Origin of the sequence: Exiguobacterium sp. E4787 (assembly GCF_018618375.1) — a bacterium.
GTDB classification, from domain to species: domain Bacteria; phylum Bacillota; class Bacilli; order Exiguobacteriales; family Exiguobacteriaceae; genus Exiguobacterium; species Exiguobacterium chiriqhucha.
Genome location: NZ_JACSLY010000019.1, coordinates 1 through 24,695, shown reverse-complemented (window position 1 = coordinate 24,695; position 24,695 = coordinate 1). Strand labels below are relative to the sequence as shown.

The 24,695-nt window shown below is 42.3% G+C and carries 21 protein-coding genes and 3 pseudogenes; 15 read left to right on the top strand and 9 right to left on the bottom strand.

The annotated features are described in order from the left end of the window. The first annotated feature begins 78 nt into the window (after positions 1 to 78). Together KNP80_RS15005 and KNP80_RS15000 are read left to right on the top strand one after the other, a co-directional pair. The gene (locus KNP80_RS15005) at positions 79 to 1,230 is read left to right on the top strand and encodes an alcohol dehydrogenase catalytic domain-containing protein (protein ID WP_131472577.1); all 1,152 of its coding nucleotides are present in this window, start codon (positions 79 to 81) and stop codon (positions 1,228 to 1,230) included. A 136-nt stretch (positions 1,231 to 1,366) separates the two neighbouring features. Beyond that, entirely contained in the window at positions 1,367 to 1,669 is a 303-nt protein-coding gene (locus KNP80_RS15000; RefSeq protein WP_012655943.1) for a putative quinol monooxygenase, read from the top strand. Positions 1,670 to 1,820: 151 nt separating this feature from the next. Here KNP80_RS15000 and KNP80_RS14995 read toward each other — a convergent pair whose 3' ends face one another. Both KNP80_RS14995 and KNP80_RS14990 read right to left on the bottom strand, forming a co-directional pair. Further along, a complete protein-coding gene (locus KNP80_RS14995) occupies positions 1,821 to 2,222 on the bottom strand; it encodes a hypothetical protein (RefSeq protein ID WP_214835022.1) in 402 nt (133 codons plus the stop codon). Between the two features lie 496 nt (positions 2,223 to 2,718). Further along, positions 2,719 to 4,140 (bottom strand): annotated as a pseudogene (locus tag KNP80_RS14990) (helix-turn-helix domain-containing protein). 399 nt (positions 4,141 to 4,539) lie between these two features. On the opposite strand from KNP80_RS14990, the gene KNP80_RS14985 reads away from it, so the two are divergent. From KNP80_RS14985 to KNP80_RS14950, 8 genes are all read left to right on the top strand, one after another. Next, positions 4,540 to 5,976 (top strand): hypothetical protein, encoded by a 1,437-nt coding sequence (locus KNP80_RS14985; protein WP_214835021.1) that lies wholly within the window; start codon positions 4,540 to 4,542, stop codon positions 5,974 to 5,976. 869 nt (positions 5,977 to 6,845) lie between these two features. Next, a complete protein-coding gene (locus tag KNP80_RS14980) occupies positions 6,846 to 7,913 on the top strand; it encodes a hypothetical protein (protein WP_214835020.1) in 1,068 nt (355 codons plus the stop codon). Between the two features lie 699 nt (positions 7,914 to 8,612). Then, on the top strand, positions 8,613 to 9,395 hold the full coding sequence (locus KNP80_RS14975) for a ParA family protein (RefSeq protein WP_251132408.1): 783 nt from the start codon (positions 8,613 to 8,615) through the stop codon (positions 9,393 to 9,395). Beyond that, on the top strand, positions 9,392 to 10,081 hold the full coding sequence (locus KNP80_RS14970; RefSeq protein WP_214835018.1) for a hypothetical protein: 690 nt from the start codon (positions 9,392 to 9,394) through the stop codon (positions 10,079 to 10,081). The genes KNP80_RS14975 and KNP80_RS14970 overlap by 4 nt, the downstream gene beginning before the upstream one ends. Then, a complete protein-coding gene (locus KNP80_RS14965) occupies positions 10,078 to 10,854 on the top strand; it encodes a ParA family protein (protein ID WP_131486066.1) in 777 nt (258 codons plus the stop codon). The genes KNP80_RS14970 and KNP80_RS14965 overlap by 4 nt, the downstream gene beginning before the upstream one ends. After that, positions 10,851 to 11,654, top strand: a complete 804-nt coding sequence (locus KNP80_RS14960; protein ID WP_214835017.1) for a hypothetical protein — start codon at positions 10,851 to 10,853, stop codon at positions 11,652 to 11,654. The genes KNP80_RS14965 and KNP80_RS14960 overlap by 4 nt, the downstream gene beginning before the upstream one ends. Positions 11,655 to 11,740: 86 nt before the next feature. Continuing rightward, positions 11,741 to 12,298, top strand: a complete 558-nt coding sequence (locus KNP80_RS14955; RefSeq protein WP_214835016.1) for a DUF6036 family nucleotidyltransferase — start codon at positions 11,741 to 11,743, stop codon at positions 12,296 to 12,298. A 32-nt stretch (positions 12,299 to 12,330) separates the two neighbouring features. Further along, the gene (locus KNP80_RS14950) at positions 12,331 to 12,681 is read left to right on the top strand and encodes a hypothetical protein (protein ID WP_138858537.1); all 351 of its coding nucleotides are present in this window, start codon (positions 12,331 to 12,333) and stop codon (positions 12,679 to 12,681) included. Positions 12,682 to 12,868: 187 nt separating this feature from the next. Here the strand turns inward: KNP80_RS14950 and KNP80_RS14945 are convergent, their stop codons facing one another. The 5 genes from KNP80_RS14945 to zwf all read right to left on the bottom strand — a co-directional run bounded on the left by KNP80_RS14945 (position 12,869) and on the right by zwf (position 19,351). Beyond that, the gene (locus KNP80_RS14945) at positions 12,869 to 13,615 is read right to left on the bottom strand and encodes a coiled-coil domain-containing protein (RefSeq protein ID WP_214835015.1); all 747 of its coding nucleotides are present in this window, start codon (positions 13,613 to 13,615) and stop codon (positions 12,869 to 12,871) included. Positions 13,616 to 14,040: 425 nt separating this feature from the next. After that, entirely contained in the window at positions 14,041 to 14,463 is a 423-nt protein-coding gene (locus KNP80_RS14940) for a hypothetical protein (protein ID WP_214835014.1), read from the bottom strand. Between the two features lie 556 nt (positions 14,464 to 15,019). Beyond that, a complete protein-coding gene (gndA, locus tag KNP80_RS14935; protein WP_214835013.1) occupies positions 15,020 to 16,432 on the bottom strand; it encodes an NADP-dependent phosphogluconate dehydrogenase in 1,413 nt (470 codons plus the stop codon). Then, a complete protein-coding gene (locus KNP80_RS14930) occupies positions 16,429 to 17,802 on the bottom strand; it encodes a glucose-6-phosphate isomerase (protein WP_214754981.1) in 1,374 nt (457 codons plus the stop codon). Before KNP80_RS14930 ends, gndA begins: the two co-directional genes overlap by 4 nt. Before the next feature lie 31 nt (positions 17,803 to 17,833). Continuing rightward, complete coding sequence (zwf, locus tag KNP80_RS14925) at positions 17,834 to 19,351, bottom strand: glucose-6-phosphate dehydrogenase (RefSeq protein WP_214756950.1); 1,518 nt, start codon at positions 19,349 to 19,351, stop codon at positions 17,834 to 17,836. 612 nt (positions 19,352 to 19,963) lie between these two features. On the opposite strand from zwf, the gene hxlA reads away from it, so the two are divergent. The 4 genes from hxlA (at position 19,964) to KNP80_RS14905 (ending at position 22,861) form a co-directional block, all read left to right on the top strand. Further along, entirely contained in the window at positions 19,964 to 20,605 is a 642-nt protein-coding gene (gene hxlA, locus KNP80_RS14920) for a 3-hexulose-6-phosphate synthase (protein ID WP_101190293.1), read from the top strand. 1 nt (position 20,606) lies between these two features. Further along, positions 20,607 to 21,161 carry a 6-phospho-3-hexuloisomerase gene (hxlB, locus tag KNP80_RS14915; RefSeq protein WP_101190294.1) on the top strand — a complete coding sequence of 185 codons (555 nt, stop codon included), beginning with the start codon at positions 20,607 to 20,609 and terminating at the stop codon, positions 21,159 to 21,161. Positions 21,162 to 21,331: 170 nt separating this feature from the next. Beyond that, complete coding sequence (locus tag KNP80_RS14910; protein WP_214835012.1) at positions 21,332 to 21,949, top strand: cyclase family protein; 618 nt, start codon at positions 21,332 to 21,334, stop codon at positions 21,947 to 21,949. A 60-nt stretch (positions 21,950 to 22,009) separates the two neighbouring features. After that, entirely contained in the window at positions 22,010 to 22,861 is an 852-nt protein-coding gene (locus KNP80_RS14905; RefSeq protein WP_101190296.1) for a Cof-type HAD-IIB family hydrolase, read from the top strand. A 15-nt stretch (positions 22,862 to 22,876) separates the two neighbouring features. Here KNP80_RS14905 and KNP80_RS14900 read toward each other — a convergent pair. Then, positions 22,877 to 23,864, bottom strand: a pseudogene (locus KNP80_RS14900) (Gfo/Idh/MocA family protein). A gap of 194 nt (positions 23,865 to 24,058) precedes the next feature. Here KNP80_RS14900 and KNP80_RS14895 point away from each other — a divergent pair. Next, on the top strand, positions 24,059 to 24,412 hold the full coding sequence (locus KNP80_RS14895; RefSeq protein WP_101190298.1) for a winged helix-turn-helix transcriptional regulator: 354 nt from the start codon (positions 24,059 to 24,061) through the stop codon (positions 24,410 to 24,412). 165 nt (positions 24,413 to 24,577) lie between these two features. Here KNP80_RS14895 and KNP80_RS16070 read toward each other — a convergent pair. Beyond that, positions 24,578 to 24,695, bottom strand: a pseudogene (locus KNP80_RS16070) (IS30 family transposase); the annotation flags it as partial.

Below are 24,695 nucleotides of genomic sequence, written 5' to 3'. Positions count from 1 at the left end.
TATAAAGGTTTTATCATTTAAAATTAGGGGTATTAATAATGTGTTATACAGATATTATATAATAAAGGAGTAATGTGTATGAAGGCTGTAACATTTCAAGGTAAAAAGAAAATGAAAGTAAAAAAAGTTGCAGATCCAAAGATTATTGAACCAACTGACGCAATTATTAAGATTACTGCTTCAGGTATTTGTGGATCAGATTTACATTTATATCATCAAGGCGATATGTTTATGGATAAAGATTTTGTTATCGGACATGAACCAATGGGGATCGTTGAAGAAGTTGGTAAAGAAGTTAAGAATCTAAAAAAAGGTGATCGTGTCGTTATTCCTTTTAATATTGGTTGTGGCGATTGTTTTTACTGTAATAACCAAATGGAATCACAATGTGATCAATCTAATGAAGAACCTGCAAACTGGAAGATGGATAACGGTGCGTTATTTGGATTTGGAAAAATGCATGGGAATTTTTGGGGTGGTCAAGCTGAATATTTAAGAGTTCCATATGCTGATTTTTCTTCTTTTGTTGTGCCAGATAGTGATTTAAAAGATGAACAAGTATTATTTTTATCTGATGTAGTACCTACAGCTTATTGGAGTGTCGAACATGCAGGTGTGAAGGCTGGGGATACTGTTATTGTATTAGGATGTGGTCCTATAGGTTTAATGGCACAAAAATTTGCGAAACTAAAAGGTGCCGAACGTGTTATAGCAATCGATAATGTCGAACATAGACTAGAGCATGCTAAAAAATACAATGGTGTTGAAGTTTATAATTTCGATAAAGAAAAAGAAATTGGTAAGTTATTGAAAGAAAAAACTAGTGGTGGTGCTGATGTAGTTATTGACTGTGTTGGTTTTGATGGCGCACAATCAAGTCCAGAACCAAAACTTTCAAAAACATCTCAACAAAGAGGAACAATTAGTCCGATTATTACAGCCGCTGAATCAGTCCGTAAATTTGGTACAATTCAACTGACTGGAATTTATGGTACACCAGCTGATAACTTTCCACTTGATTTAATATTTAATAGAAATGTTCGTTTAACAACTGGTCAGGCACCAGTTATTCATTTAATGCCTAAATTATATGAAATGATTAAAGATGAAGTATTTGATCCTACTGAAATTATCACACATACTTTTCCTTTAGAAAAAGCCGATGAGGCTTATAAAGTATTTGATGAAAAACGAGATAATAATATTAAAGTCGTATTTAAACCGGAGTAATTATTCATAAAATTAAACGTTTAAGTAGTTTGATATAACTGAACAATATATTTTTAATGTGTATATATTAAAGGTAAAATAGAATTATAGTTCTCACATATGGATGAAATTTCTAATTTGAGGAGGAGATAGAAAAATGGTTAATGTAGCGCTATTGGTTCGACTTGAAGCAAAACCTGGAAAAGAAGCGGAAGTTGAAAGCTTCCTACGTGGGGCCCTACCTGTGGTTCAGGAGGAGTCAGAAACGATTGCATGGTTTGCAATCCGACTTGGACCTACGACATTCGGAATCTTTGACGCATTCCCGGACGACACAGGTCGTCAAGCACACCTTTCTGGTCAAGTGGCTGCGGCATTGATGGAGAAAGCTCCTGAACTTTTCGTAGAGCCACCAGTGATTGAAAATATTGACGTCCTTGCTTCCAAGCTTCCTAAATAAAGTCATATTATCGTTGCCATCTCGGAGCAATTATCTTTCCCATCCCAGGACCTGTCAAGGGAAAATACGCCCTTGACAGAACCTGGCATAGGAAAGGTTGGGTCTGCAAGATGGGACAAGGACAAGAAGAATGACTGTTTTCACCTTATTATTATAAAATTAGTGTCTTGACAATGGGGTCCACTTTAATATTGCTTATTGCTAATTTACTTTCAATGGGTTTTGAAGCCAATAGATATGAATCAATATTTTTATTATGACTCGCCTCAATTAGATATTTTTCTTTTCCTATTTCTCTATTCTCTCTAGTGATGTATGATTCAAATTGTATTTCGATCAACTTATCAAATTTGGGATCACTCCAAACACTGACCCCTTTTTTAAAATGAGTACCCACAACTTTTGCTTTAGCAGCCAATTCATCTTTGACAAAGAAAATTAAGATATCATTTTGACGCCATTTTCTATTTTTTTCACTTCCCCATAATCCATATTTTATACATTGCAACAATTGATGTTCATCGATTTGTACCGCTCTGATTAAGTTTTCCATTTAGAAATTCTCCTTATAAACATAAAATCCATTTTTTAGACTCGTTTTACATCAAAAAATGGATTTATTTTTATTATATTCTCTTCACTTCATATTTTCATTTATTATAAAAAGTATGCGCCGGCGCATACTTTTTATAATTTTGTAATAACCAAATTATAAAATAAGAATCTTATACAAATAAAATCTATTCATTACTAGAACAGGATATTAAATATAGAACCAATCATCCTCCAATAACTACTCTCAACTATTTTTTTCAAAAGATTAATACAATAATGAAATACTGAAATTTAAATCATTGGAGATTCTTGAGAAAAGTCTAGTTTTTAATCAAGTATCCAATTTGAAAGAAGAAATTATTATTGAATATCCCTATAGAACGTTTGATGAAGGTCTAAATTCTAGGAGTTCACGCCAAAATTATGAAAGCAAAAAGCCATCCAAAGTTGAACTGCTCCTCGTCAAGTAGACAGGGCAAATAATGAAAACCGGACTAAACGGCTTGAGCCCTGTATTCGACAGGGCTCAAGCCGTTTAGTCGTTTCTGGAGACGATCATGGTTATAGAATGATATGTAGGTCTCGATGGCCGATGTGAGTTCGCTATAGGCCTGGAACTCACGCAGGTAGTACATCTCGACTTTCAGGGTGCCCCAAGAGCCCTCGATTGGGGCGTTGTCGAGACAACGTCCGACCTGGGACATGCTGTGGGTCAGTCCCGCGTCTTCCACCATGCGTTTGAACCCTCTCGAGGTATATTGGCGCTATGGATCATCGGACGCGCTCCTGTGCGGAGCCCCGTGATGGCTGGCATCATCGTCTGGAAGACGAGCGCGTTGTTGTTTGATTTCCCGATGCGATAGGCGACGATTGAGCCGTCATAGAGGTCGATGATCGCGCTCAGATACGCCTTCTTCCCGGCGCCATATTTGAACTCGGTGACGACTTTTTGTACCGTTTTCGCTTCTGGCGGATGACCGAACGGATCTCATGGATGCGCATGAGACGATAGATGTGCTTCTCGTTGTATGCCGGCAGGCCATGATGACGTCGTCTGCGGTTGACCGTCATGGTGATCCGGCGATAGCCGTAGGTCTCGTTCACCTGGTCATAGAGGAGGCGGATGTCCTCCAGTAGGCTTAGGTTCTCCTCCTCGCGTACCGAGACTTTACGCTTCAACCATTTGTAATAGGCGGCCCGTGAGACCTGCGCGATTTCACACAGGAGCACGACCGGAAACGTATCGGTCGTCGACATTTCCTCGATGACCATATAACGTAATTGTAGCCGGATTTGGCTGATCAACCTCTCCGCTCGATCTGTTGGATGCGACGTTCGAGCTTCTCCTCGTTGGTCAGTTCCTCTTCTTGCTTCGTCCGTCCGCGCCGGTCCTCGAGCCCGTGTACGCCGTCGGCGTCATATTTTTTCGTCCAGCCATAGACCTGTTGGTACGACACGGCGAATACCTCGGCCGTCCGTTGATAGTTCCGTCCATTGTCCAGGCAATCCCTGACAATCTCCATGCGTTCCTCGAATGTGATCTTTCTCCCTTTTTCCATAGCTCGGTCCATCCCTTTTCTCAAATCTGTTAACTCGCTATGACCAGTATACTTCTTAATCCATCTCCGAAGAACAGACCAATCACTGATTTGATGTCTGGATAGGACTTCCACCGTGGTGACCCCGTCGAGATAGTCACGGACGGCAGCGATTTTCTGTTCCTTGGTGTACAGTTTCCATGTCTTCGATTCCTTCAACGCGTCGACCCCGCCGGTATCGAATTTCACTTTCCAAATCCGGAGGGCATGCTTAGAGACCTTATGAGTCTCCATGATTTCCTTCCATGTATATGTTTCTTCTTCCATCATACGTAATGCGCTCAGTTTTTGTTCGATCGAATGCCGACTTCTCGCCATAAAAAAACACTCCCCGATAGGTAGACAGATTTGTTATTTCATCTGTCTACCTATCGGGGAGCATATCAAGTATGTCTAAAAGAAGCCACCTATTTTGATAACACTACCATAATATAAAAAATAATTCGGAGTACAAAGTAATTTAAATTGAAAACTAAGAAAGATGGGAATTAACTTTTTCAGTTCAAAAACATATACACTTTCTTGCTCCGGCCAACTCCGGAATGAAGAAAAATTTGAGTACAAAGGTGATGAGATGGAATTCATCGCTTAAAATCTAAGTAGCATATTCACTGCGAAAATGAAAATAGGAAAATATACATTTCTACGGTATTTGAAATAATAATATTTAGTTCGATTTTCTTTTGTATGTTATATTTAAAAGAAGAGGTGATTAACATGGAGAATCATTCATCCTCCAACAGCCGCTCGCAACAACTCATTATTTCTCAAGCGGTTAATACGATTAAGCAGCATGGTATGGAGGAGATCCTCCATAGTGTATCTATTTTTGACATCAATGTATTCGTCGCATCGCTCTATCAAGAACATTATGCGCTTGAAAACATTGAGAGTGCTTATAAGAAGATTCGCTATTATTCCTTCATGAAGTTGAAACGTCGATGGGTTAAAACGGCCGTTCGTAATTATCAGGAGACGCGTGGGTATAATAAAGAGCTTCGGGCCAAACATGACATGATCTCAGCTTATGTAAAAGTCGCGGGTCCCGAGGGTCTCTATAAAGAGTTTCACGTGAAAACAATTGAGGACTACATGAATCTCTGCATCACCGAAATTCAGGAGTGGGCCGAGGATCCGAACCAACTGATTCATACGTATCCTTATTGGTCTCAAAAAACCGTGAATCAAAAGACCTCCACATTGAAAACGGATGTTCTTATGATTTTAGGAGAAGTAGCAAAAGAGATTGATTCGACGCAGCGGGTAGCGCATCATTCACCGACGCTCGCTGTCGACATACCATTTTTTGGGATGTCTGACCGTATCAAGAACAAGACCGATCAACTCGATGAGAAGCTTAACGATGCGACGCAGCTCAACCTGGAGCTTCTGAACTATGACTCAGTTATTCCGAAATACAAAGAAGGAGTTCCGCAAAATCTTTCCGTCTTGGTCAGTAAAGAGTTCATTCAAGAGTTGAATGGTAAAGTGCCTGATCTCGACTCCAAAGACTTCGAGGCCTTCACCGAGATTTTGTCATACCGTGATATCTCCTTCCAGACGAGTCGTAAAATCATCTTCCCGTTGGTCCAGCTTGTTGAAAAACTCTATGCCAACAAGAGCGGGAAAAGCTACGACCTTACTACGAAGCGACTGATGAAGCTCGGCTACTACCGTGTCGCGGGACACAACGATGAAGGGGACTTCTTTATCCGCGGACTCTTCTCTTCCGTTACAATCAAGAATGCGACGACACTTGCAGACAGTCAGGTGATCGTCACCGTGACCGAGGAAGTCTATGATGACCTGCTCAAGCAGCAAATCGTCAGTATCTATGGGGAACAGATTGAACAGTTGAAGGGGAGCTTCGCTTATCACTTAGCGTTCGTACTTCAAAAGGAACGAATGGCTGCTATCCAGACAGGGGAACAAAGTCCGGTCCGCCGACATTGGCGTCAATTTACTTACTCGATTCGCTTCAATAAATCGCGTAAGTCAGAGAACTTACTAGAACTTGAGGCAAACCTTGACCGCATCAAAGAACATGAGTTCATCTTGAAAGACTGGCACCGCTCTGGCGATTACTATTTCTTCACGTTCTATCCGCTCGAATCATGGGAGTTATTGAACCATACAGACACATTACTCCTTTAATAGAAGCAACTGCTCAGAAGAAGCCTTTTTACAAATGGGCTTCTTTTCTTATGTATTGGTCATTCAGCCACTGTTTCACATGGAACATTCATGTATTTTCTTCTCCTTAATGCTAGGAAACGGATTCAATACCAGCGATGATCCACTCACGTCACATCAGATTTTTAAGACCACATATATCTTTCTTATTAACAACCCATTTCCTAGCACTGTGGTATGAAGTCAATCGTACTGAAATGACACCTATATATCGTTTGGTAGATAAAATCGACAACAAATCATTCTTATACATTCAACTTGGTCGTAAAACATCGTACTGAAACAACATTATCGCTGAATTTGGTCGCGAATCGTCGTACTGAAACGACACCTCTATCAATTTGGTCGCAAATCATCGTACCGAAACGACATTTTTGCTGTTTCGGTCGTAAATCATCGTACTGAAACGACATCTTTCACTTTTTTGATGAGTTTTTTAAATAATTTTAAGTTGCCATTTCTTAAAAATAGTCGCAAACCGTCGTACTGAAACGACATTTTTGATGGTTTTGGTCGCAAACCGTCGTACCGAAACGACACTTTCATCAATTTGGTCGCAAACCATCGTACTGAAACGACATTTTCTGCTCTTTTATGATGAAAATTCTACTCTGAATAAGCTCAAAATGGCTTGATTAAGCCGTTCCTCTTAATTTGGTCGCAAACCGTCGTACTGAAACGACACCTATTTCCCCTGTGATAATGGCTCAACACCAACACTTTTTTAAATTTGGTCGCAAATCGTCGTACCGAAACCGCACTTTGACACCACTTAGAAAGAACAAGATACTGAAACTAGCATATTTTAGGATAGGGGAGGTGTACGAGAGATGATGGAGACGAATCGGCATATTTTGGTCGCAAACAAGCTATTGGTCGCGATGAGCGGATTGACGCGTTGGACGAAGCGCGCAGATCACTATCGCTACGAGCAACATCACTATAACATCCCAGCCTGTTTCACGGCCTTCAAATGGACCAAGTCCCGGATCCGTCATATTCTCTCCATTCTCGCCTACGCTGATGACCAAGGGAAGATTGAATTTGCAGAAGACAACACGCTTGCGGATTTTGCATGCACGTCCATCCGCTCCCTACATAACAACTTGAAGACCTTCGAACAAAATGGTCTTATGACGGTCGTCCGTCACTTCCCAGGAGTGATTTCAATCCAATTGACGGATTACCTTGAAAACTATCGCGACTTGTTTGTAGACGGTGCTACGGTCGTTTCGAAGACCGGGTATACGTCTGTTTGGCACGGTCTCTTGTCCGAACTGATCGCACTCGATAACGTAAATACGTTACGACTCGCGCTACGGACAATCGTCCAGGTCGAAAAAGATGTTCATGTCCAGTCAAATAAACAGGCCATCCTGACCTACGATGAGATCAAAGGATTTCTCCCTAAATACTGTGGCCATAAACTCGCCATCCAAAAGATGATGTCTGATCTTACATTCCTTCAGGTCTCGCTTGTCGAGGACAGTAAGCGTTTCTTGAACATGGTCAAACAGAATATCTCGCTCAAGAAACGCGTCCAAGACGTGACACGACCGCTCTTACTTGAAGTCAAGCTATCGGCTGCGCAAGACAGTAAGCAAATCAAAGAGAAAGACCGCTCTGAGATTCAGCTCCTTTGGTTCGAGTTGCGTAAGCGAGTAGGGGAGTTCTTCGACTTTGACGCACTCAAGGTCACCCGTGACTCACTTTTCTCGATGAGCGATACATTCGGGGCCGAGACGATCAAACAGGTCATCGAAGAGTTAAAACAAGCATTCCTTCATCACCGTGAGAACTTGGTCCACTCGAGTACCCATAAACTGTTCTTTGAGGAACCGATTTTCTATCTCCATCAACAACTAAAAGAGACCCAGGCAAAAATGGCTATCCTATGATGGTCTTTTAGTCGTGCACTTTTTTGAAAATATATATGAAAACGACTCATTTTTGCAGGTGGTTTCTGTCTGTGTGTTATTCGCAACTGTACCCTTAGACAGTCAATGGGTATCGACTGTCCTATTTTTACTTTTAGGAAAAAAATCAAAACGACTAACCACTTAATCAAGTATTCATCGAAGTAAATTATCTTTTGTTTCTTAAATCTCAAATCTTTATTGAAAGAAAAAAAGCCTTGATGAAAGAAACAGTACTCTCATTGAAGTTTCTCTTTTCACATAAACTGTCAGAGTGACTGGTATGACTAGGTTTGGAAGTGCTCTACCTTTTCTAATTCTATTAATCTTTATTTAACTCTCTATAATCTATTTATATTTCTTAAACTCAGAAGAATACGGTTTGTATATCTTCTTCTATTATTTAAAGTCAGATCCAACTATATAATGTATTTCTTCTTTAAGAGATTTAGGCATCCAATCTGTTCTTGTTCAATCAATTTCTGACAAGGCTACTCATAAACAAATGTATACAATTCGACGTCGAAACGTATACATGATCTATCGGCTAGTAAACATCGTATACAACGACTTATTTTTAGTGTATACAAATTAAATTGATATTTATTCGGTTTATACTCGTTTTTATGTTGTAAGGAAAATAAGATTGTGACATGATATGAAAGAGAAAGGGGAGAGAAGATGAACATACTCACGTTTTACATATCGAAAGGTGGGTCAGGCAAGACGACCTGTTCTTTGAATATGGCTTACGCATTGGGTGAGCTGGCGCAACGAGTCCTCATCATTGATTTGGATCCCCAAGGCTCGCTCAGTAAGTTGATGTTAAAAGAATCCGACACGATCAAGTACATGACGATGTTTGATGTACATACACGGAATCTCGATATCCGAGAAGTCCTGTTTGATGATGAAACGTATCACGTGAGTCTTCTCCCCTCGAATGAACGAAATGCGAGGTTAATCAATCTGATCTCCGAGCAAGATAAGCTCTTTCTATTAAAGGACATGATTGCACCGCTCAAGGATGAGTTTGATTGGATTATCCTAGATTCGGTTCCATCGATCAATGAACTCTCAAAAGTTGTGCTTTCGACATCAAATATGACGGTCATCCCATTCATGCCGAAGAAGCTCGTGTTCGATCAACTCGCGAGTACGGTCCGTACTGTTCAAAAAGTGAAAAAATTCTATAATCCAGAACTTGTCATCACGGGTATTCTTCCCGTCGCCATGGATGCTTCGTTAAAGGCAGATAAAGAATACTATGAAGCAATGGAAGCCATAGCGAAGGAAGAGGCAATAGAGATCCTTCCGATGGTCAAACGATCCACCTTCATCGAGAAAGCTGCCGATAGTGGGAAAAGTGTCATCCAGTACCGCTCCAAGGAATCGAAGATGCTCGCTGAACCGTTTCGACTATTGGCCAAGCAAGTCGTTCGACAGGCAGGTGAGACGTCATGAAGGCACGGAACCGCAATATTTATAAAATCAAACCGAGTGAGCAGCACCCGTATCAGAGCGGTTTGACGAATATCAGCGCGCTCGTCCAAAAACTTCCGGTCTCTAAAGAAGTCGAAGACCTTGTTCATGAGATCAATGAGCTCTCAAAAGTTCAAACGATTTCAGTATTCGAGATCGGGAAGCGGCTCGTCATCGCTCGTTCTGAGATGCATGACAAAAAAGAATGGATGGGGTTCCTCGAGGCTGTCTCTATGTCGAGTTCGCTTGCATCCCGGTATGTTAAAGCCTATGAGACGTTACATCCGCTCGAAGCATCACTCTCGAGCCTCCCGGCTTCCAAGCTGTTCGAACTGATGTATCTCGACAACGTTGAAGAAGTCGTCGAACAGGGACTCTATATCGACGGCGAGTCTCGAGGTGTTGACGAATTAACGGTCAAACAGATTCGTGCGGCCCGTAAGACCCGTGAACCTGTACCACAGGTTAAGGTCAGCCCGTTTCAAAAAACGAAGAAACCATCTGCCGTCCTTTCGGCACGAATCCCGTCCGATCTGTCCGATCAGTTCCAACAGTATGCGCATGCCCAGAATCGGAGTGTGAGTGAACTGTTGACGGAAATCATCGAGCGGACCGTGAACGACAATATCATCGACGTCACAGACGAGAAGCGAGGAGACAAATCATGAAAAAAATCGCATTGTACAATCGAAAGGGCGGCGTCGGGAAGTCGACGACGACCATCAATTTGGCTCATGCTTATGCTCGTGACGGATTACGTGTCCTCGTCATCGACGCGGATGACCAGGCGTCTTCGACGAATGGGCTCGGTCTGACAAACGATTATGAAGGCAAGGTCTTACTCGATTGCCTGCTTGAAGAGAATGATCCATTCTATACACCAATCGAACAGGTGATCGTGACGTGCGAGTATGAGACGGGAACGGTCTATCTTGTCCCGACGAGACGCTCAGCTTCCCCGAGTGACCTGACAAGCCAGATTGGGTATGAGTATCGCCTCAGCGAAGAACTTGCCAAAATCGACGAATTGTTTGATATCTGTTTGATTGACTGTCCAGGATCGACTTCGGCGCTCAACCCATACGCTCGCTGCGCACTTGTCGCGCAGGACCGGATTGTGATGCCTGTCCAGATGCAGAAGTTCTCGATGGATGCCGTCTACTCTGCACCTGAAGAATTGGAAGAGATGAAACGCTTCCGGGAAGACATCCATATCGCTGCTTTTATCCCAACGATGGTGAGCGCCCGCTCAAAAGGGGATGTCACGACAGTCGAGGAACTTGAAGAACTCGGAAAAGAAGTAGGTATTCCGGTTTTGACGACGATACCTTACGCGGTGAAGGTTCAGACACTACAGCGAGAGTCTCGTCCCGTCATTGATCACAAGAGCCCAGCAACCGACGCTTATCTACAACTTGCTCAGGAGGTCCTTTCGTTATGACACGCAACCGAAAGAAACATATACCGAAAATTTCTACATTTAGTGCCAACCTTCCGGTGAATCAGAATCAACAAGCGACGGATAGCCGTACGGAACAAGTCGAGGCTGTGAAAGAATTCTCCGCGACGACGACCGTGTCGAACCCTTATCAGGCCCTCCCAGCGACGGGATTGTCACGTATCATTACGAAGAAGCTGCCCGAGGACATGGATGGAATCGTTCAGTATTATAACCACATCGATGCGATTCAAGCGACGAGTTTTGTCGAAAAATGTCGTATTCTCGCACACGCAAATAGTCTGTTCCGTGATCCTGAAACGAAGAAAGAGTTCAAACAAGAAGAAGGTAATTGGAAAGACTTCTTAGCCAAAATTGGCATGTCACATTCTCAAGTGAATCGATTTGTCTCATTTTGGAATACGTTTGGTCCGAACATCTTAGAGAAGACGCTCGAGCAAGATTTCAGTGCAACGAAGCTTGCTGAGTTGTTGTCGTGGCCAGAAGATCCGAAGCTCGCGCTACTCGAGAATAAGAAGTACTACACAGCTTCAGGAGACAAGACGGTGTACGAGATGACACGTGAAGAACTCCGTGAAGTGAAACGGATGTTGATCGAACGTCAGGAACAACGCGTGCTCGAAGTCGAAACTAAATCTGTGAAACCCATGCGTGTACAGATTCGCTTTGCTGATCTGACAGATCCTTTATACGTCGGATTAACGCAAGCCGCGCAAAAAGAACATGTGTCAGAAGATGAGATTATCCGGCGGGCTCTCAGTGCCTATTTAAATACGAATTAAATTGAGAGAAGCGAAATACATCATGGCCCACGAAGATTCTTAACATACCGAATCAGAGTGGGTCATTTTCATCAGGAGGGACATACATGACTTACTCTAATCAATACAAGGACGCGGAAAGTATCATCGATACCTTGCTCGTGCTTGATACGTTTTGCGCCTCAAGAAACATCGAAGTCGAGTTTGTTGTGGTTGGCGCCTCGGGGATCCTTCTCTTCATTGAAATGATGAATAAAGATGCCGAGTATCGTCCGACGCGAGATATTGACATTCGCGTGACGGAGGGCGTTGTGACACCTGAATTAAAAGAGGCACTTCATGAATATGAAATTGAAATTGTCGAAGGGGTCATTCAGTTCCCACCCCGTGAAGACTTTAGAGAAAATGAATTCCGTCATAAGATCGAAGGTCTATTCGAGGCGATTGATGTGTATGTCCCTGACATTGAACTATTAGCATGTACCAAGATCTTCTCCTCTCGCCAAAAGGACTTAGAGGATCTCGAAAAGACGAACCTATTGGAACTTTGCGATAAAGACAAACTTCTCGAACTTGTAGAGGAATATAAAGCGAACATGACGTGGGACGATCCATTTTGTAACGTGCACGACTTGAGTCGAATTTTTCAGGAAAAGGGTATATAATAAATCAAAAGAAGAGTAGAGGAGGGTGACCGATGACGGACAGTAATCATGTACTTCTGCAAAGCGAGCTAGCGGATGAACTGAATCGTATGCAGGCAGGTGGGACAAGCTATCGCTTAGAGACGGCTCAATTGGCTCTGGCATTAAGTCGTCATGTATCGGTCCCTGAATCGCTACGTGACCGAGAAATGGCTCGCCAGTATGTTCGATCTTCACTGCTTGATTTACAGGACGACCGGGCGGAGGATGTGGCTAAAATGCTTAGTATGGCAGCACGGCGCGCCTACAACACTCCTGAAAGTACGTTCTCGGTAGATATGAAAGTGAAATTAGAAGAAAAGCGTAATCGATTCAAGAAGCGTGGATTGCGGGTGAAATCTTAATTGGACCAAGTCGAGTCATTTTTATACTCTCATGAGGTTATGATTCTACGTATAAATGGAGCTTTTTTGGTCAAATCATGGAACATGGATCAGGCGATTTCTTCAAACCGTTAAATACTTTCTTTGTAATAAACATAAGGGTACTAGATTCAGTCACTGGTTGACTCAGTCTAGTACCCTTTTCGTATCATTGTTTATTTTGTTGGGTGTTCCGCTCCCGCAGGACCGCGAGCTCGACTTGTTCCTGTAACCGGTTCTCGAATGCCTCTTTTTCACGACGGAGGAGTTGTACTTCCAAGTGAAGTTTTTGGTTCTCCTCTTCGAGTTGGTCGCTTCGTCGCGTCCGTGATTTCAACTCGTCCAGCGTGTCCATCAGGTTCTGGTTTTGACGATTGAGCTGGCTGCGCTCTAGCTCGAGCTTCTTGACGTCTTCTTCTAAATTAAAGACCAACTTCTTCTGGGCCTTGAGTTCTTCTTTGAAAGAAGCACGTTCGGTCTCGAGGGCGTCCTGAGCGTTCTGTTTCTCGGCGAACAGGAGCTCCACTTGATGTTGAAGTGGTAGTAATTCCTGTTCGTGTGCCGCGACTTGACGCTCATAGTCCTCTTTAAGCTGTTCCGACTCTATGATGATACTTTGCTCAAGGTCATGAATCGTCTTTTGATAGCGCGAACGGATCCGTTCGTGTTCCTTTGTTTGAAGCTCGAGCCGCGTGGCTCGTTCATTGAAAAGGGCCAGCACCTGATTCAATGCCGCCTGGAGAGCATCGTTCTCCTCACTGATCAATGGGTCTGGCACCTGTTTATCAGCCAAGGTGATCAGTTCTTCAAACAATTGATTTGTCGACAGTTGCCGCTGTTCCGACAATCGCTGGATATGTTCTTTTACCTCTTGGGAGACTCGAAAAGAGGTCACTTTGGTTTCATTAGACTGCACAGCATTCACCACTTTACCATTTGATAGATTTCTCGTTTGAATGCATATGGACTCACATTCATCTCACTTCCATTTTCGCGTATTTACTACGTAAACACAAGACGAGGCATTGCTGACAAGCCTAATCCATTTCGACGTCGAAATGTATACATCTCAAAGTGTTATCATCAATTTTGATTAGACATGACCATATGTCAAGTACTCTGTATACAAAAACTCTAGATTGATCATGAGGCGTACTTATCGAGACTAGGCGGTACGGAATTGAGGTTACGAAGGGCTCGATGAACGCCTCAAAGAATCTCCTAACAACCGGGACTCTTCTAACAGTTCTTTTAACGTATTGCTATATGGGTTCAATGAGATTTGAGTATGTCCGATGCTTCCATAACTGAACGAACGCTGCATCAACACACCCAGGAATGTCAGCTTGTCTGTACTCGTTCGTGTAAAACGAGACGAATTCCGGGTCGTCGCCTCGCCAAGAGAGCAGCCTCCCGTTCTTGAGGGGGAAGTTGTTGAAAGACTGGATTACCGATTGATTGATAATAGGCGTCACAAGCGTAAAGTGGAGTAAATTTATGCTCGAGAGCAGCCGCGTGGTCATAGATGAGTTCAAAATGGCGAAGGTCGTTGTCATTCACTTGTGACAGAAGATGCAAGAAGAAAGCGGACTCACTACTTGCGGCGAGTTCTGGCCGGGCGAACACTTTCGCAGAGTAGATGGCCAATAGAGTGGTCGCCTGATAAGAGTGATTGGTCTCCGAAATCTCTTTGGCACGGGCGATGAACAGTTTGACGACATCATCGCGTGTCTTGAACTCTCCCATGAGCCAGGCGAATTTCAAATAGTCCGGTATTGCATAGAGCCCTCGGAAACTCCTACTGGAGTTCCCAAGGGCTCAAAAGTTTGATAGCACGTTATGAAACTTTGCGTCATATATCTTAATTGAACCGCCGTATACCGAACGGTACGTACGGTGGTGTGAGAGGTCGGGAGTTAATCGCTCCCTCCTACTCGATCCGAATTTACCGGTTCGCTTGCTCTTGTAAGAATGCATCGAGCGAGTGCTATCATTTTAGATCTGCGGTAGTTTATCAACTTAAAAATAATCAAAATAGCATACCCTTTAGCAGATTGGTTCTTTTAGGGATTCCGCCCCTTTTAACGGTAGAATTTTTTCATAGAGTTAAAGTTTCAAACATAAAAAGATGATTTTCCTGAAGGATCCAGATTCCAGATAATTGTTTATCGACAATTAAAATCTATTGGAGAAGGCGTCAATGAGCATGGAGGCTGCAATGTATTCAAAAAAGCCCGCTGGAAAACTTTCTTTTTCCAACAGGCCTTTCAGTCTGATTACGTGATGTTCTAACAAGCTTCTACATACTTATTGTTTCTGGTTATTTTACTTGCCACTCGGTGTGGAAGAAACCTTCTTTGTCTACACGCTGGTACGTATGGGCACCAAAGTAATCCCGCTGTGCCTGGATTAAATTGGCTGGCAATGTCTCAGAGCGATAGCTGTCATAGTAAGCCAATGCGCTTGAAAAAGCGGGCGTCGGAATTCCTTGCTGAATGGCCAGCGTCAGCACTTTTCGTAGAGAATGCTGATACTCCCCTATAATCTCCTGGAAATATGGATCAATTAATAAGTTAGGCAGTTCGGGATTGCCGTCAAATGCTTCTTTGATCTTTTGCAGGAATTGCGCCCGGATGATGCATCCTCCACGGAAGATCATGGCAACGTCCCCGTAAGGAATATTCCAGCCATACTCTTCAGATGCCGCACGCATTTGGGCAAAACCTTGGGCATACGAGCAAATCTTACTCATGTATAAGGCTTTGCGGATGGCTTCAATCATTTCTTGGGAGTCGCCTGCCTGTTTTTTCGGTTCAGGGCCTTGCAGAATTTTGCTTGCCGCGACCCGTTCTTCCTTGACCGAGGAAATAAACCTTGCGAAAACGGACTCTGTGACGATTGGAAGGGAAACACCTAAATCCAACGCGTTTTGGCTTGTCCATTTCCCAGTCCCTTTCTGTCCGGCCACATCCAAAATCTGATCAACAAGCGGCTTCCCGGTATCTTCATCCCACTTGTTCAAAATATCGGCGGTAATTTCGACAAGGTAACTGTCAAGCTCCCCTTTGTTCCAATCCGAGAATATAGTGGACATTTCTAGGACAGAAAGGCCAAGCGCGTGTTTCATGATGAAATAGGCTTCGGATATCAATTGCATATCGCCGTATTCAATGCCATTATGAACCATTTTTACATAATGGCCAGCTCCATCAGGACCCATATAGGCACTGCAAGGAGTGTCATCTACTTTTGCCGAAATTGCTTCCAGAATAGGTTTGACTTGTTCATATGCTTCTTTCGGTCCACCGGGCATGATGGAAGGACCGTTGCGGGCACCTTCTTCTCCGCCGGAAATTCCGGCGCCTAGAAAGTGCAAGCCTGCTTCTTGTAATTTTGCTGTTCGCCTATTCGTGTCTTCAAAAAACGAATTTCCTCCGTCTAATAGAATGTCCCCTGATTGAAGGTGGGGAAGGAGGGATTCAATGACCGAATCCGTCGTGTCTCCAGATTTCACCATCAACAAGATTTTGCGGGGGGTTTCCAATGAAAGGACAAACTCTTCAACACTGTATGCTCCCAAAATCTTTTTTCCTTGTGCTTCTTTTTCAGCTAATTCGTCGATTCGGTCTGTCCAATAATCATAGACAGATACAGAATAACCTTTACTCTCCATGTTCAGGGCTAAGTTTTTTCCCATTACCCCTAAACCGATGACTCCAATTTGCTGCTTCATTGTATTTTCACCTCATCGTTTTGTGAGTTGCCAGACGGCAACAGCCGATTTTCCAGCTTTTCTCTTTCTTTTTCAAATCCTTCTTTGCCAAGCAATGCAAACATATTGGTTTTATATGCCTCTACTCCTGGTTGGTCAAATGGATTGACACCGAGTAAAGTGCCGCTGATCGCGCAGGCTTTTTCGAAGAAATAAATCATTTCGCCAAAGGTGAATTCATTGAGTTCGTCTAGCTCAATGACCAGATTCGGCACACCTCCATCGACATGAGCAAGGGAAGTTCCAAGTGCCGCTTTTTTGTTCACTTCATCCATTGTTTTTCCTGCTAAGAAGTTCAACCCATCCATATTGGCTGGATCTTCTTGTATGACAAGATCGAGGGAAGGTTTCTTCACTTGCAAAACTGTTTCAAAGAATAGACGATGCCCTTCCTGCACATACTGCCCCATTGAATGTAAATCAGTGGAGAAATTGACAGAAGCGGGGAAGAGTCCTTTTTCATCTTTCCCTTCACTTTCCCCGAAAAGTTGTTTCCACCATTCTGCTGTAGAAAGCAGGCCAGGCTCGTAGCTTACAAACAGTTCAATCGATTTTCCTTTATTATAAAAAATATTCCTTACTGCAGCATATTGGTAGCTTTCGTTTGTAGCGAGTACGGGATTGTTGTATTTGTGGTAAGCAGCTTTTGCCCCCTGCATCACTTGGTCGATATTAAGCCCGGCTACAGCCATCGGAAGTAAACCGACTGGAGTCAAAACGGAGTATCGTCCTCCGATATTATCAGGAATGACAAATGTTTCGTATCCTTCTTCAACTGCAAGATTCCGAAGCGCGCCTTTGCTCCGGTCGGTTGTGACATAAATTCGATTTCTAGCTTCTTCTTTTCCATACTTTTTTTCCAAAAGGGTACGGAAGATCCGGAAGGCTAAAGCGGGTTCAGTGGTTGTGCCGGACTTGGAGATCACATTGATGGAAATGTCTTTCCCTTCCAGTAGCTGAAGCAAATGTGTGATATAAGTTGGGCTAATGTTATGTCCAGCAAAATAAACTTCCGTATTCCCTTTAACTTGGTTATGGAATGTATGTGATAAGGCTTCTATTGCTGCCTTGGAGCCTAGATAAGAGCCGCCGATGCCAATCACAATCAGCGCATCTGACTGTTGCTGAATTCTTTCGGCAGCCAGTTTCACCTGGAGAAACTCTTCTTTATCATAGTTAATCGGCCAGTCGATCCACCCCAAGTAGTCAGAACCCGGTCCTGTCTGCTGGTGAAGTTGGTTATGCGCTTGTTTGACAAATTCGCTAATATTTTCAAACTCGCTATTCGTTATAAACGATAATACATTGGTGAAATCAAACGAAACGGGCATGTAATCTCTCTCCTTTTGAATGAACTATTTTTTACCACCACTTCGATTGATCCGTCAGCAATAACTCATTTGCCATTTCTGGACCTGTTGAACCGGCTGGATAAGAATATAAAGGCAATAACTCCTCTTGGTAAGCTTCTAATAGTGGTTGAATCCACTTCCATGATAGTTCCACTTCTCTCCAATCGGCAAAGAACGTTGAATCGCCGCGCAGTGCATCATAGAGCAGAAGTTCATATGCTTCCGGCTGATTTTCTGAGCTGGTTGAGAAATCAATCCAAACAGGTTTGTATCCAGTGCTGGATGGATCTTTTAAATTTACGCGCAACGAAATGCTTTCATTTGGACTAATTTCAAGAATCATTAAATTTGGAGAGCTTCCTAACTGTGTATTTAAATCCATCACCTTGTTCTCGAATTCAATGACAATTTGTGTCGACTTCTGATTCATCCGTTTTCCTGTTCGTATATAAAAGGGGATTCCATTCCATGAGGGGTGTTCGATAGAAAGGCGAGCTGCAAAAAAAGTATCATTCGTTGAGGAATCATTAACCCCCGGCTCCTCTTTGTAGCCAATGACGGGGTTGCCCTGAACCTCTCCCGGACCATACTGGCCGCGGACAACGCTTTGGTATGCTTTTTCTTTCCGGATGGGTTGGAGAGAGGCAATAATGTCTGTCTTTTTCACCCGGCCCTTATTTTCCATGAAGTTATCCGAAAGATAGACAGCTGTCATTGTGACCAACTGAAGAAGGTGGTTTTGAACCATATCCCGGATGGCTCCTGCCTTATCATAATAATCAGCCCGGTTTTCTACACCTACAGTCTCACTTGCTGTAATTTGGACATTTGAAATTTGTTTATGATTCAACAAAGATTCCAAGATCGGATTCGCCAAGATCAAGGTTCTTAGTTTTTGTACCATAGGTTTCCCTAGGTAGTGATCAATTCGGTAGATCTCCTCTTCACGGAAAACGTTGCTCAAATTCTCATTTAATTTTCTGGCTGTTTTTAGGCTGTTTCCAAACGGTTTTTCAACAATGAGGCGTTTCCACCCGTTGTTTTGACTGATTCCGCTTTTACTAAGGTGGGACGTGATAATATCAATTAAGCTGGGGGCCACAGACAAGTAAAACAGCCGATTTTGAGGAATACCCAACTCGTTTTCCCTGTTTTCAATAAGTTCGCGCAGTTTGTAGTAAGACTCTTTTTCTGTCGCATCAAAGCTGCAATACCGAAATTTCTCTAAAAAAGCTGGCAAAGATGAAGCGTGAATGGACCTTCTGGAATATGCGTAAAGTGCTTTTTCCACTTTATACTGAAAGGTTTCATCCGAACAATAGTCTCTGCCGGTACTGACAACGGAGATGGTTTCAGGTAACTTCCCGTCCAGGTATAGATTGTACAGAGCAGGAAATAACTTGCGTTGTGCTAAATCTCCTGTTGCTCCGAACAAGACAAATGTCATGTTTTGCAGGGGCCGTTCTTGTTTAAATTCAAATAAATCATTTTGAAAATTAAATTCTTCAAGCAGATTCTCGGTGTGCATATGTTAAAACCTCCTACTCTTAAAATCATGTGTCTCTGGCATGACTGATAATCGCAACAGGTTTTAGTATAATGACTCAAAGTTTTTTATGTAAGTAAGCACTTTATAAACATATACTTACAAAAAGTATACTGTAGCAAGGGAAAGAGGAGGAAATTCACCAGGGATCCGGTTCTTAAAAACTTATCTGATATACAAAATATCTCTATCATGAAATATTTTTTAGAAGTTAAGGAATTTAGGATTTTTTGAGGGAGAAATAACAAAGGTTAAATCCCATTATCGAAAGTAATCTATTGCAAAAAAGTTACAATAGCTCATTCGGATAAGAAACAAGTAATTGATTTTCAAACTGGATAAGTCGTGTTGAGTGTTTAGTGAAAAGGAAAAAGTAATTGGATTATCTTAAAGCGGTCTTAATAGAACTATAAAGTTAATCAGATACATTAAGAAATAAATGCATATATATGAAATTAAACAGATTACCATTGTGATAGCCGCCGACAGTATACTTTTTGTCAGTATGTGAAATTAAAGTGCGTACTTCACAACAATGCTTGTAGGTTTTACACTAAGTCAGAATCAAAAATACGACAACAAGGAGAATGACACATGAAATTACAATTAGCTTTAGACTTAGTAAACATTCCACAAGCAATCGAAGTGGTTAAAGAAGTAGAGGCGTTTATCGACATCGTTGAAATCGGGACGCCAGTCATCAATAAAGAAGGTCTTAAAGCTGTCGCAGAAATAAAAGCAGCTTTCCCTAACCTGGAAGTTCTTGCAGATGTGAAAATTATGGACGCTGCAGCTTATGAAGTATCAAATGCTGCTGCTGCAGGAGCAGATATTGTTACGATTCTTGCTCAGGCAGAAGACTCATCCATCAAGGGCGCAGTTGAAGAAGCGAAAAAACAAGGTAAGAAAATCCTGGTGGATATGATCGCCGTAAAAGATATCAAAACACGGGCCGCAGAGCTTGATGAACTTGGCGCGGATTATATCTGTGTCCACACAGGCTACGATCTGCAAGCGGAAGGGAAAGATTCGTTCGAAGATCTTCGTACAATCAAAAGCGTCGTAAAAAATGCCAAAACTGCTATTGCAGGCGGCATCAAACTGGAGACATTGCCGGAAGTCATTAAAGCACAACCGGATTTAATCATTGTCGGCGGTGGAATTACAAGCAAAGAGAACAAGGGCGCGGAAGCGGAAAAAATTCAAAAGATGATGAAAGAAAGTGTCACGGCGTAATATGAACACGGCGGGCTATACAGACGAAATACTGGCTGAATTGAAGCGGACCACTGCTCTCATTGATGATGAGGAAGCCGAAAAGGCAGTGGACGGCATCCTGCGTGCAAAGAAAATATTTGTGGCAGGCGGGGGCCGATCCGGCTTTATGGCTAAGGCATTTGTGATGCGTATGATGCACGTAGGCCTGGATGCGTATGTGGTTGGAGAAACGGTGACACCGAACCTGGAAGTCGATGATATTTTCATTGTCGGTTCTGGTTCCGGGGAGACCCAAAGCCTCGCAGCCATGACGAAGAAAGCCAAAAGCATCGGTGCAACCATAGTGGCTGTTACTACAAACCCTGAGTCTACAATAGGCAAACTGGCGGATATTCGAATTGAAATACCGGCACAAGCAAAAGGGGAGGGCACTAGTGGCAAATCGATTCAACCGATGGGATCATTGTTTGAACAGTCGCTTCTTGTGTTTTATGACGCGGTGATTTTGAGATTCATGGATAAAAAGGGACTCAAATCCGATGTCATGTATGGCAGACATGCGAATTTAGAATAGAACAACGAATAAGCTTGAGTTTAAGATTTTTTAAGCTCAAGCTTATTTCTAATTGTTTATCAAGCTTGAACTTTTTTGCACCAAAGTATTTTCATTGGACAACTGTATAAATGGCATGCGAAGGTGAAGGTATCATTGAAGACAATATTACTAATGGAGGGTTGGATTACATGAAAATGTATGATGTAACAGGGGCGATCTATGAAGGCATGACCGTTTACAAGGACAAACCGGAAAAACAGCCAAAAATCAATCAGCAGACAAACGGCTATGTTACGGAAACGCGGCTGGATCTGGATGTGCACACCGGAACGCATATCGATGCGCCGCTTCATATGAATGTGGATGGAGAGACATTCGAATCGCTTCCGCTGGACAGTCTTGTAGGGCCTTGTCAAGTTCTCGATTTGACGGCAGTAAAGAACGGAATTTCAAAAACGGACTTAGAAGGATTCAAGCTTCAAAAAGGAGATTTTATTTTATTAAAAACGAAAAACTCGTTTCAGGAAAAGTTTAATTCTGATTTTGTCTATCTGGCAAAAGATGGAGCAAGCTATCTTGCTGAGTTAGGGATTCGCGGGGTTGGAATAGATGCGCTTGGAATTGAAAGAAGCCAAGAAGGGCATCCGACGCATAAAACCTTATTTGCAAATGACATCATCATCATAGAGGGCCTTAGATTGAAGGAAGTGGAGCAAGGACAATACTTTATGGTTGCCGCGCCTTTGAAATTAGTAGGTACGGAGGCTTCACCTGCGCGAGTATTGTTGTTTGAAGGATTAAGTTGAATTTTTCTGTTTCAATCATTTTTCCATGAAAGATAAAACATAATTGTAAGGAGAGAGCCTATGTATAAATTGGTCGCGATCGATCTCGATGGGACATTGCTCACAGACGATTTAATGATTTCACCAAATACAGTAACCGCTATTAAAAAAGCGGTGGAAGCGGGGACAATTGTTACGATTGCTACGGGCCGCATGTTTTCCTCTGCGAAACTCATTGCCCTGCAGTTGGGTATAAATGTACCGCTCATCACTTATCAAGGTGCATTGATCAAGGATGTTAATGAAAAAGAAGTAATATATGAGCGCACTGTTCCTCCCGATATTGCACAAAAGTTAATCGAAATTTCTCGTGAGAAAAAATTACATCTACAAATATACCAAGATGATATTCTCTACAGTGCCGTAGAAAATGACAAGCTGATTGCTTATTCTGAAGCAGTTAAAGTGCCCTATCGGATAGAGCCCAATCTCATCAAGCTTGCCCAAAAAGGCGTGACAAAACTACTTTTTATCGAAGAACCAATCGTCCTCGATTACTTACAAAATGAATTGCAAACCTTATTCGGCAAGTATGCTCACATCGCAAAATCAAAAAAACACTACCTTGAAATCACCCATCCCGAGGCAAACAAAGGTAGTGCCCTATTATGCTTAGCGAAAAAACTTGGTATAGACCGTTCAGAAATAATCGGTATTGGTGACAACTATAATGACATCGAACTTATTGAGACAGCCGGTCTCGGTATAGCAATGGGAAATGCCGTAAAGGAAGTGAAAGCTATGGCTGATTATACGACCTTTACGAACAATGAAGAAGGGGTGCTTCACGTATTAGAAAAGTTTATTTTAGAGCCAGTGAATACTTCCAATTATATAGAAGAAAAAAATTCTGATTCGCTTCCGACGGCCTGATCAATTGAAGACCGTTTACTTGGAATCACTTGGATAGGACAGGCCGATTTCTTGGCGGACTTTATCCATTACGCACATGGTGGTATAGGAGTTTTCAAACGAATTAACAAGTGACTCCGTTTTCTTTTGGCTGATTAAATCGATAAACTCTTTCACTTCATAATACATAGCGGGCTGAGGTTGTCCTACTGTCACTGATTCAACAGTGCCATCGTTGTAATGAATGTCCACTTTTTCGGCTGAATGTATTTTATCAATCACCATAATTCCTTTTTCCCCTTGGATTTCGCTTGGTAAAGTGGAATTTGTGATTTTTGAATAAATGATAACCGCATCTTTGTCATCATATTTCAATAGGACACTTCCTTCGCCATCTATGCCGCAATCCAGGATAAGACCTGTGGCCTTTATTTCTTTTGGCTCGCCGAACAGTAAAGTGAGCGGGTATAAACAGTAGGTGCCCAGATCCATCAATGAACCATTCGCAAAATTTGGATTAAATACATTTAATACTGTTCCTTTTTTGTATGCATCATAACGCGATGAGTACTGGCAATAGCTAGCAAAGTATCTGCGGATAGGGCCGATTTTGTGCAGATTATTTTGAATGACCTTAAAGTTTGGAAGCAACGTAGATTTCATCGCTTCCATAAGCAGCACATTATGATCTTTCGCTTCTTGAATCATTTTCGCTGCTTCTGCTGCATTGGCAGCCATCGGTTTTTCACATAATACATGTTTGGAGTTTTTTTTAAAACAAGACGGCTTGGTCAGCATGGAATGAGTTGGGTGTGGCAATATAAACCGCATCGATTTCATCGCTGACTGCCATTTCTTCCAAGTCAGTAAATTTTTTTGTTATTCCTTATTGACTGGCAAATTCCTCTGCTCTTTCCAACGTTCGGGAATAAACGGCTGCTAATTTAAAATTCTCAATCTCTTTTGCCGCTTCAAGCAATCTTTCTGTAATCCAATTAGTACCCACTCTGCCAATTCGTATCATTTTTTATCCTCTTTTCTGTTTTTATTGCATTATCGCCCACAATTGCAAAGACATTATTCCAATGCTAAAAAAATTTACTAACCATTCTATATCTAGTATAATTAGTAAGTTACATTAATTATAGTACTGACTTTTTTATCACATAGTATCGAAAAGTATACGATAGAAATATAACAAGGAAGGAAAGAAAATAGATGCCTAATTTAGGAGAGAAAGTTTTTAATTGTGAAAAAGAGCTGACACTTTCCATCATCGGAGGAAAGTGGAAAATGCTAGTGCTATGGCATTTAGGAAAAGAAGGAACTAAACGTTTTGGGGAATTAAAAAGTCTTATGCCAGGCATCACGCAACGGATGCTCGTGAATCAATTGCGTGAACTTGAAGATCATTTGATTGTCCACCGGGAAGTATACCCTGTGGTTCCGCCGAAAGTGGAGTACTCACTTACCGAACAAGGAAGAAGCCTTATTCCAATTCTTGATTCCATGTACGAATGGGGCAAAGAATACATCGAGCAAAACTTGGATCAGCAAATAGAAAACAACTAAGTTAGTAGGTATTTAAAAATAGCTGAATAAAATAAAGCGGATTTCAGTAAAATGAAATCCGCTCAGATTGTAGACAAAGTCACGTTTCAGGCGAACTGAAACGTGACTTTGTCTACAATCTGGAACACCATTCGGTCGAATGGTGTTTTTTTATAAGACGGTTTGTCAAATTAAGCGCAACACTTCCTCGGTGAAGGCCTCGTGTGCGGTTTTCCAGTCCAGGCACTTTCTCGGTCGCCCGTTGATCTTGGCTAGCGCATCCGCGAGTTCACCGTCACCGACC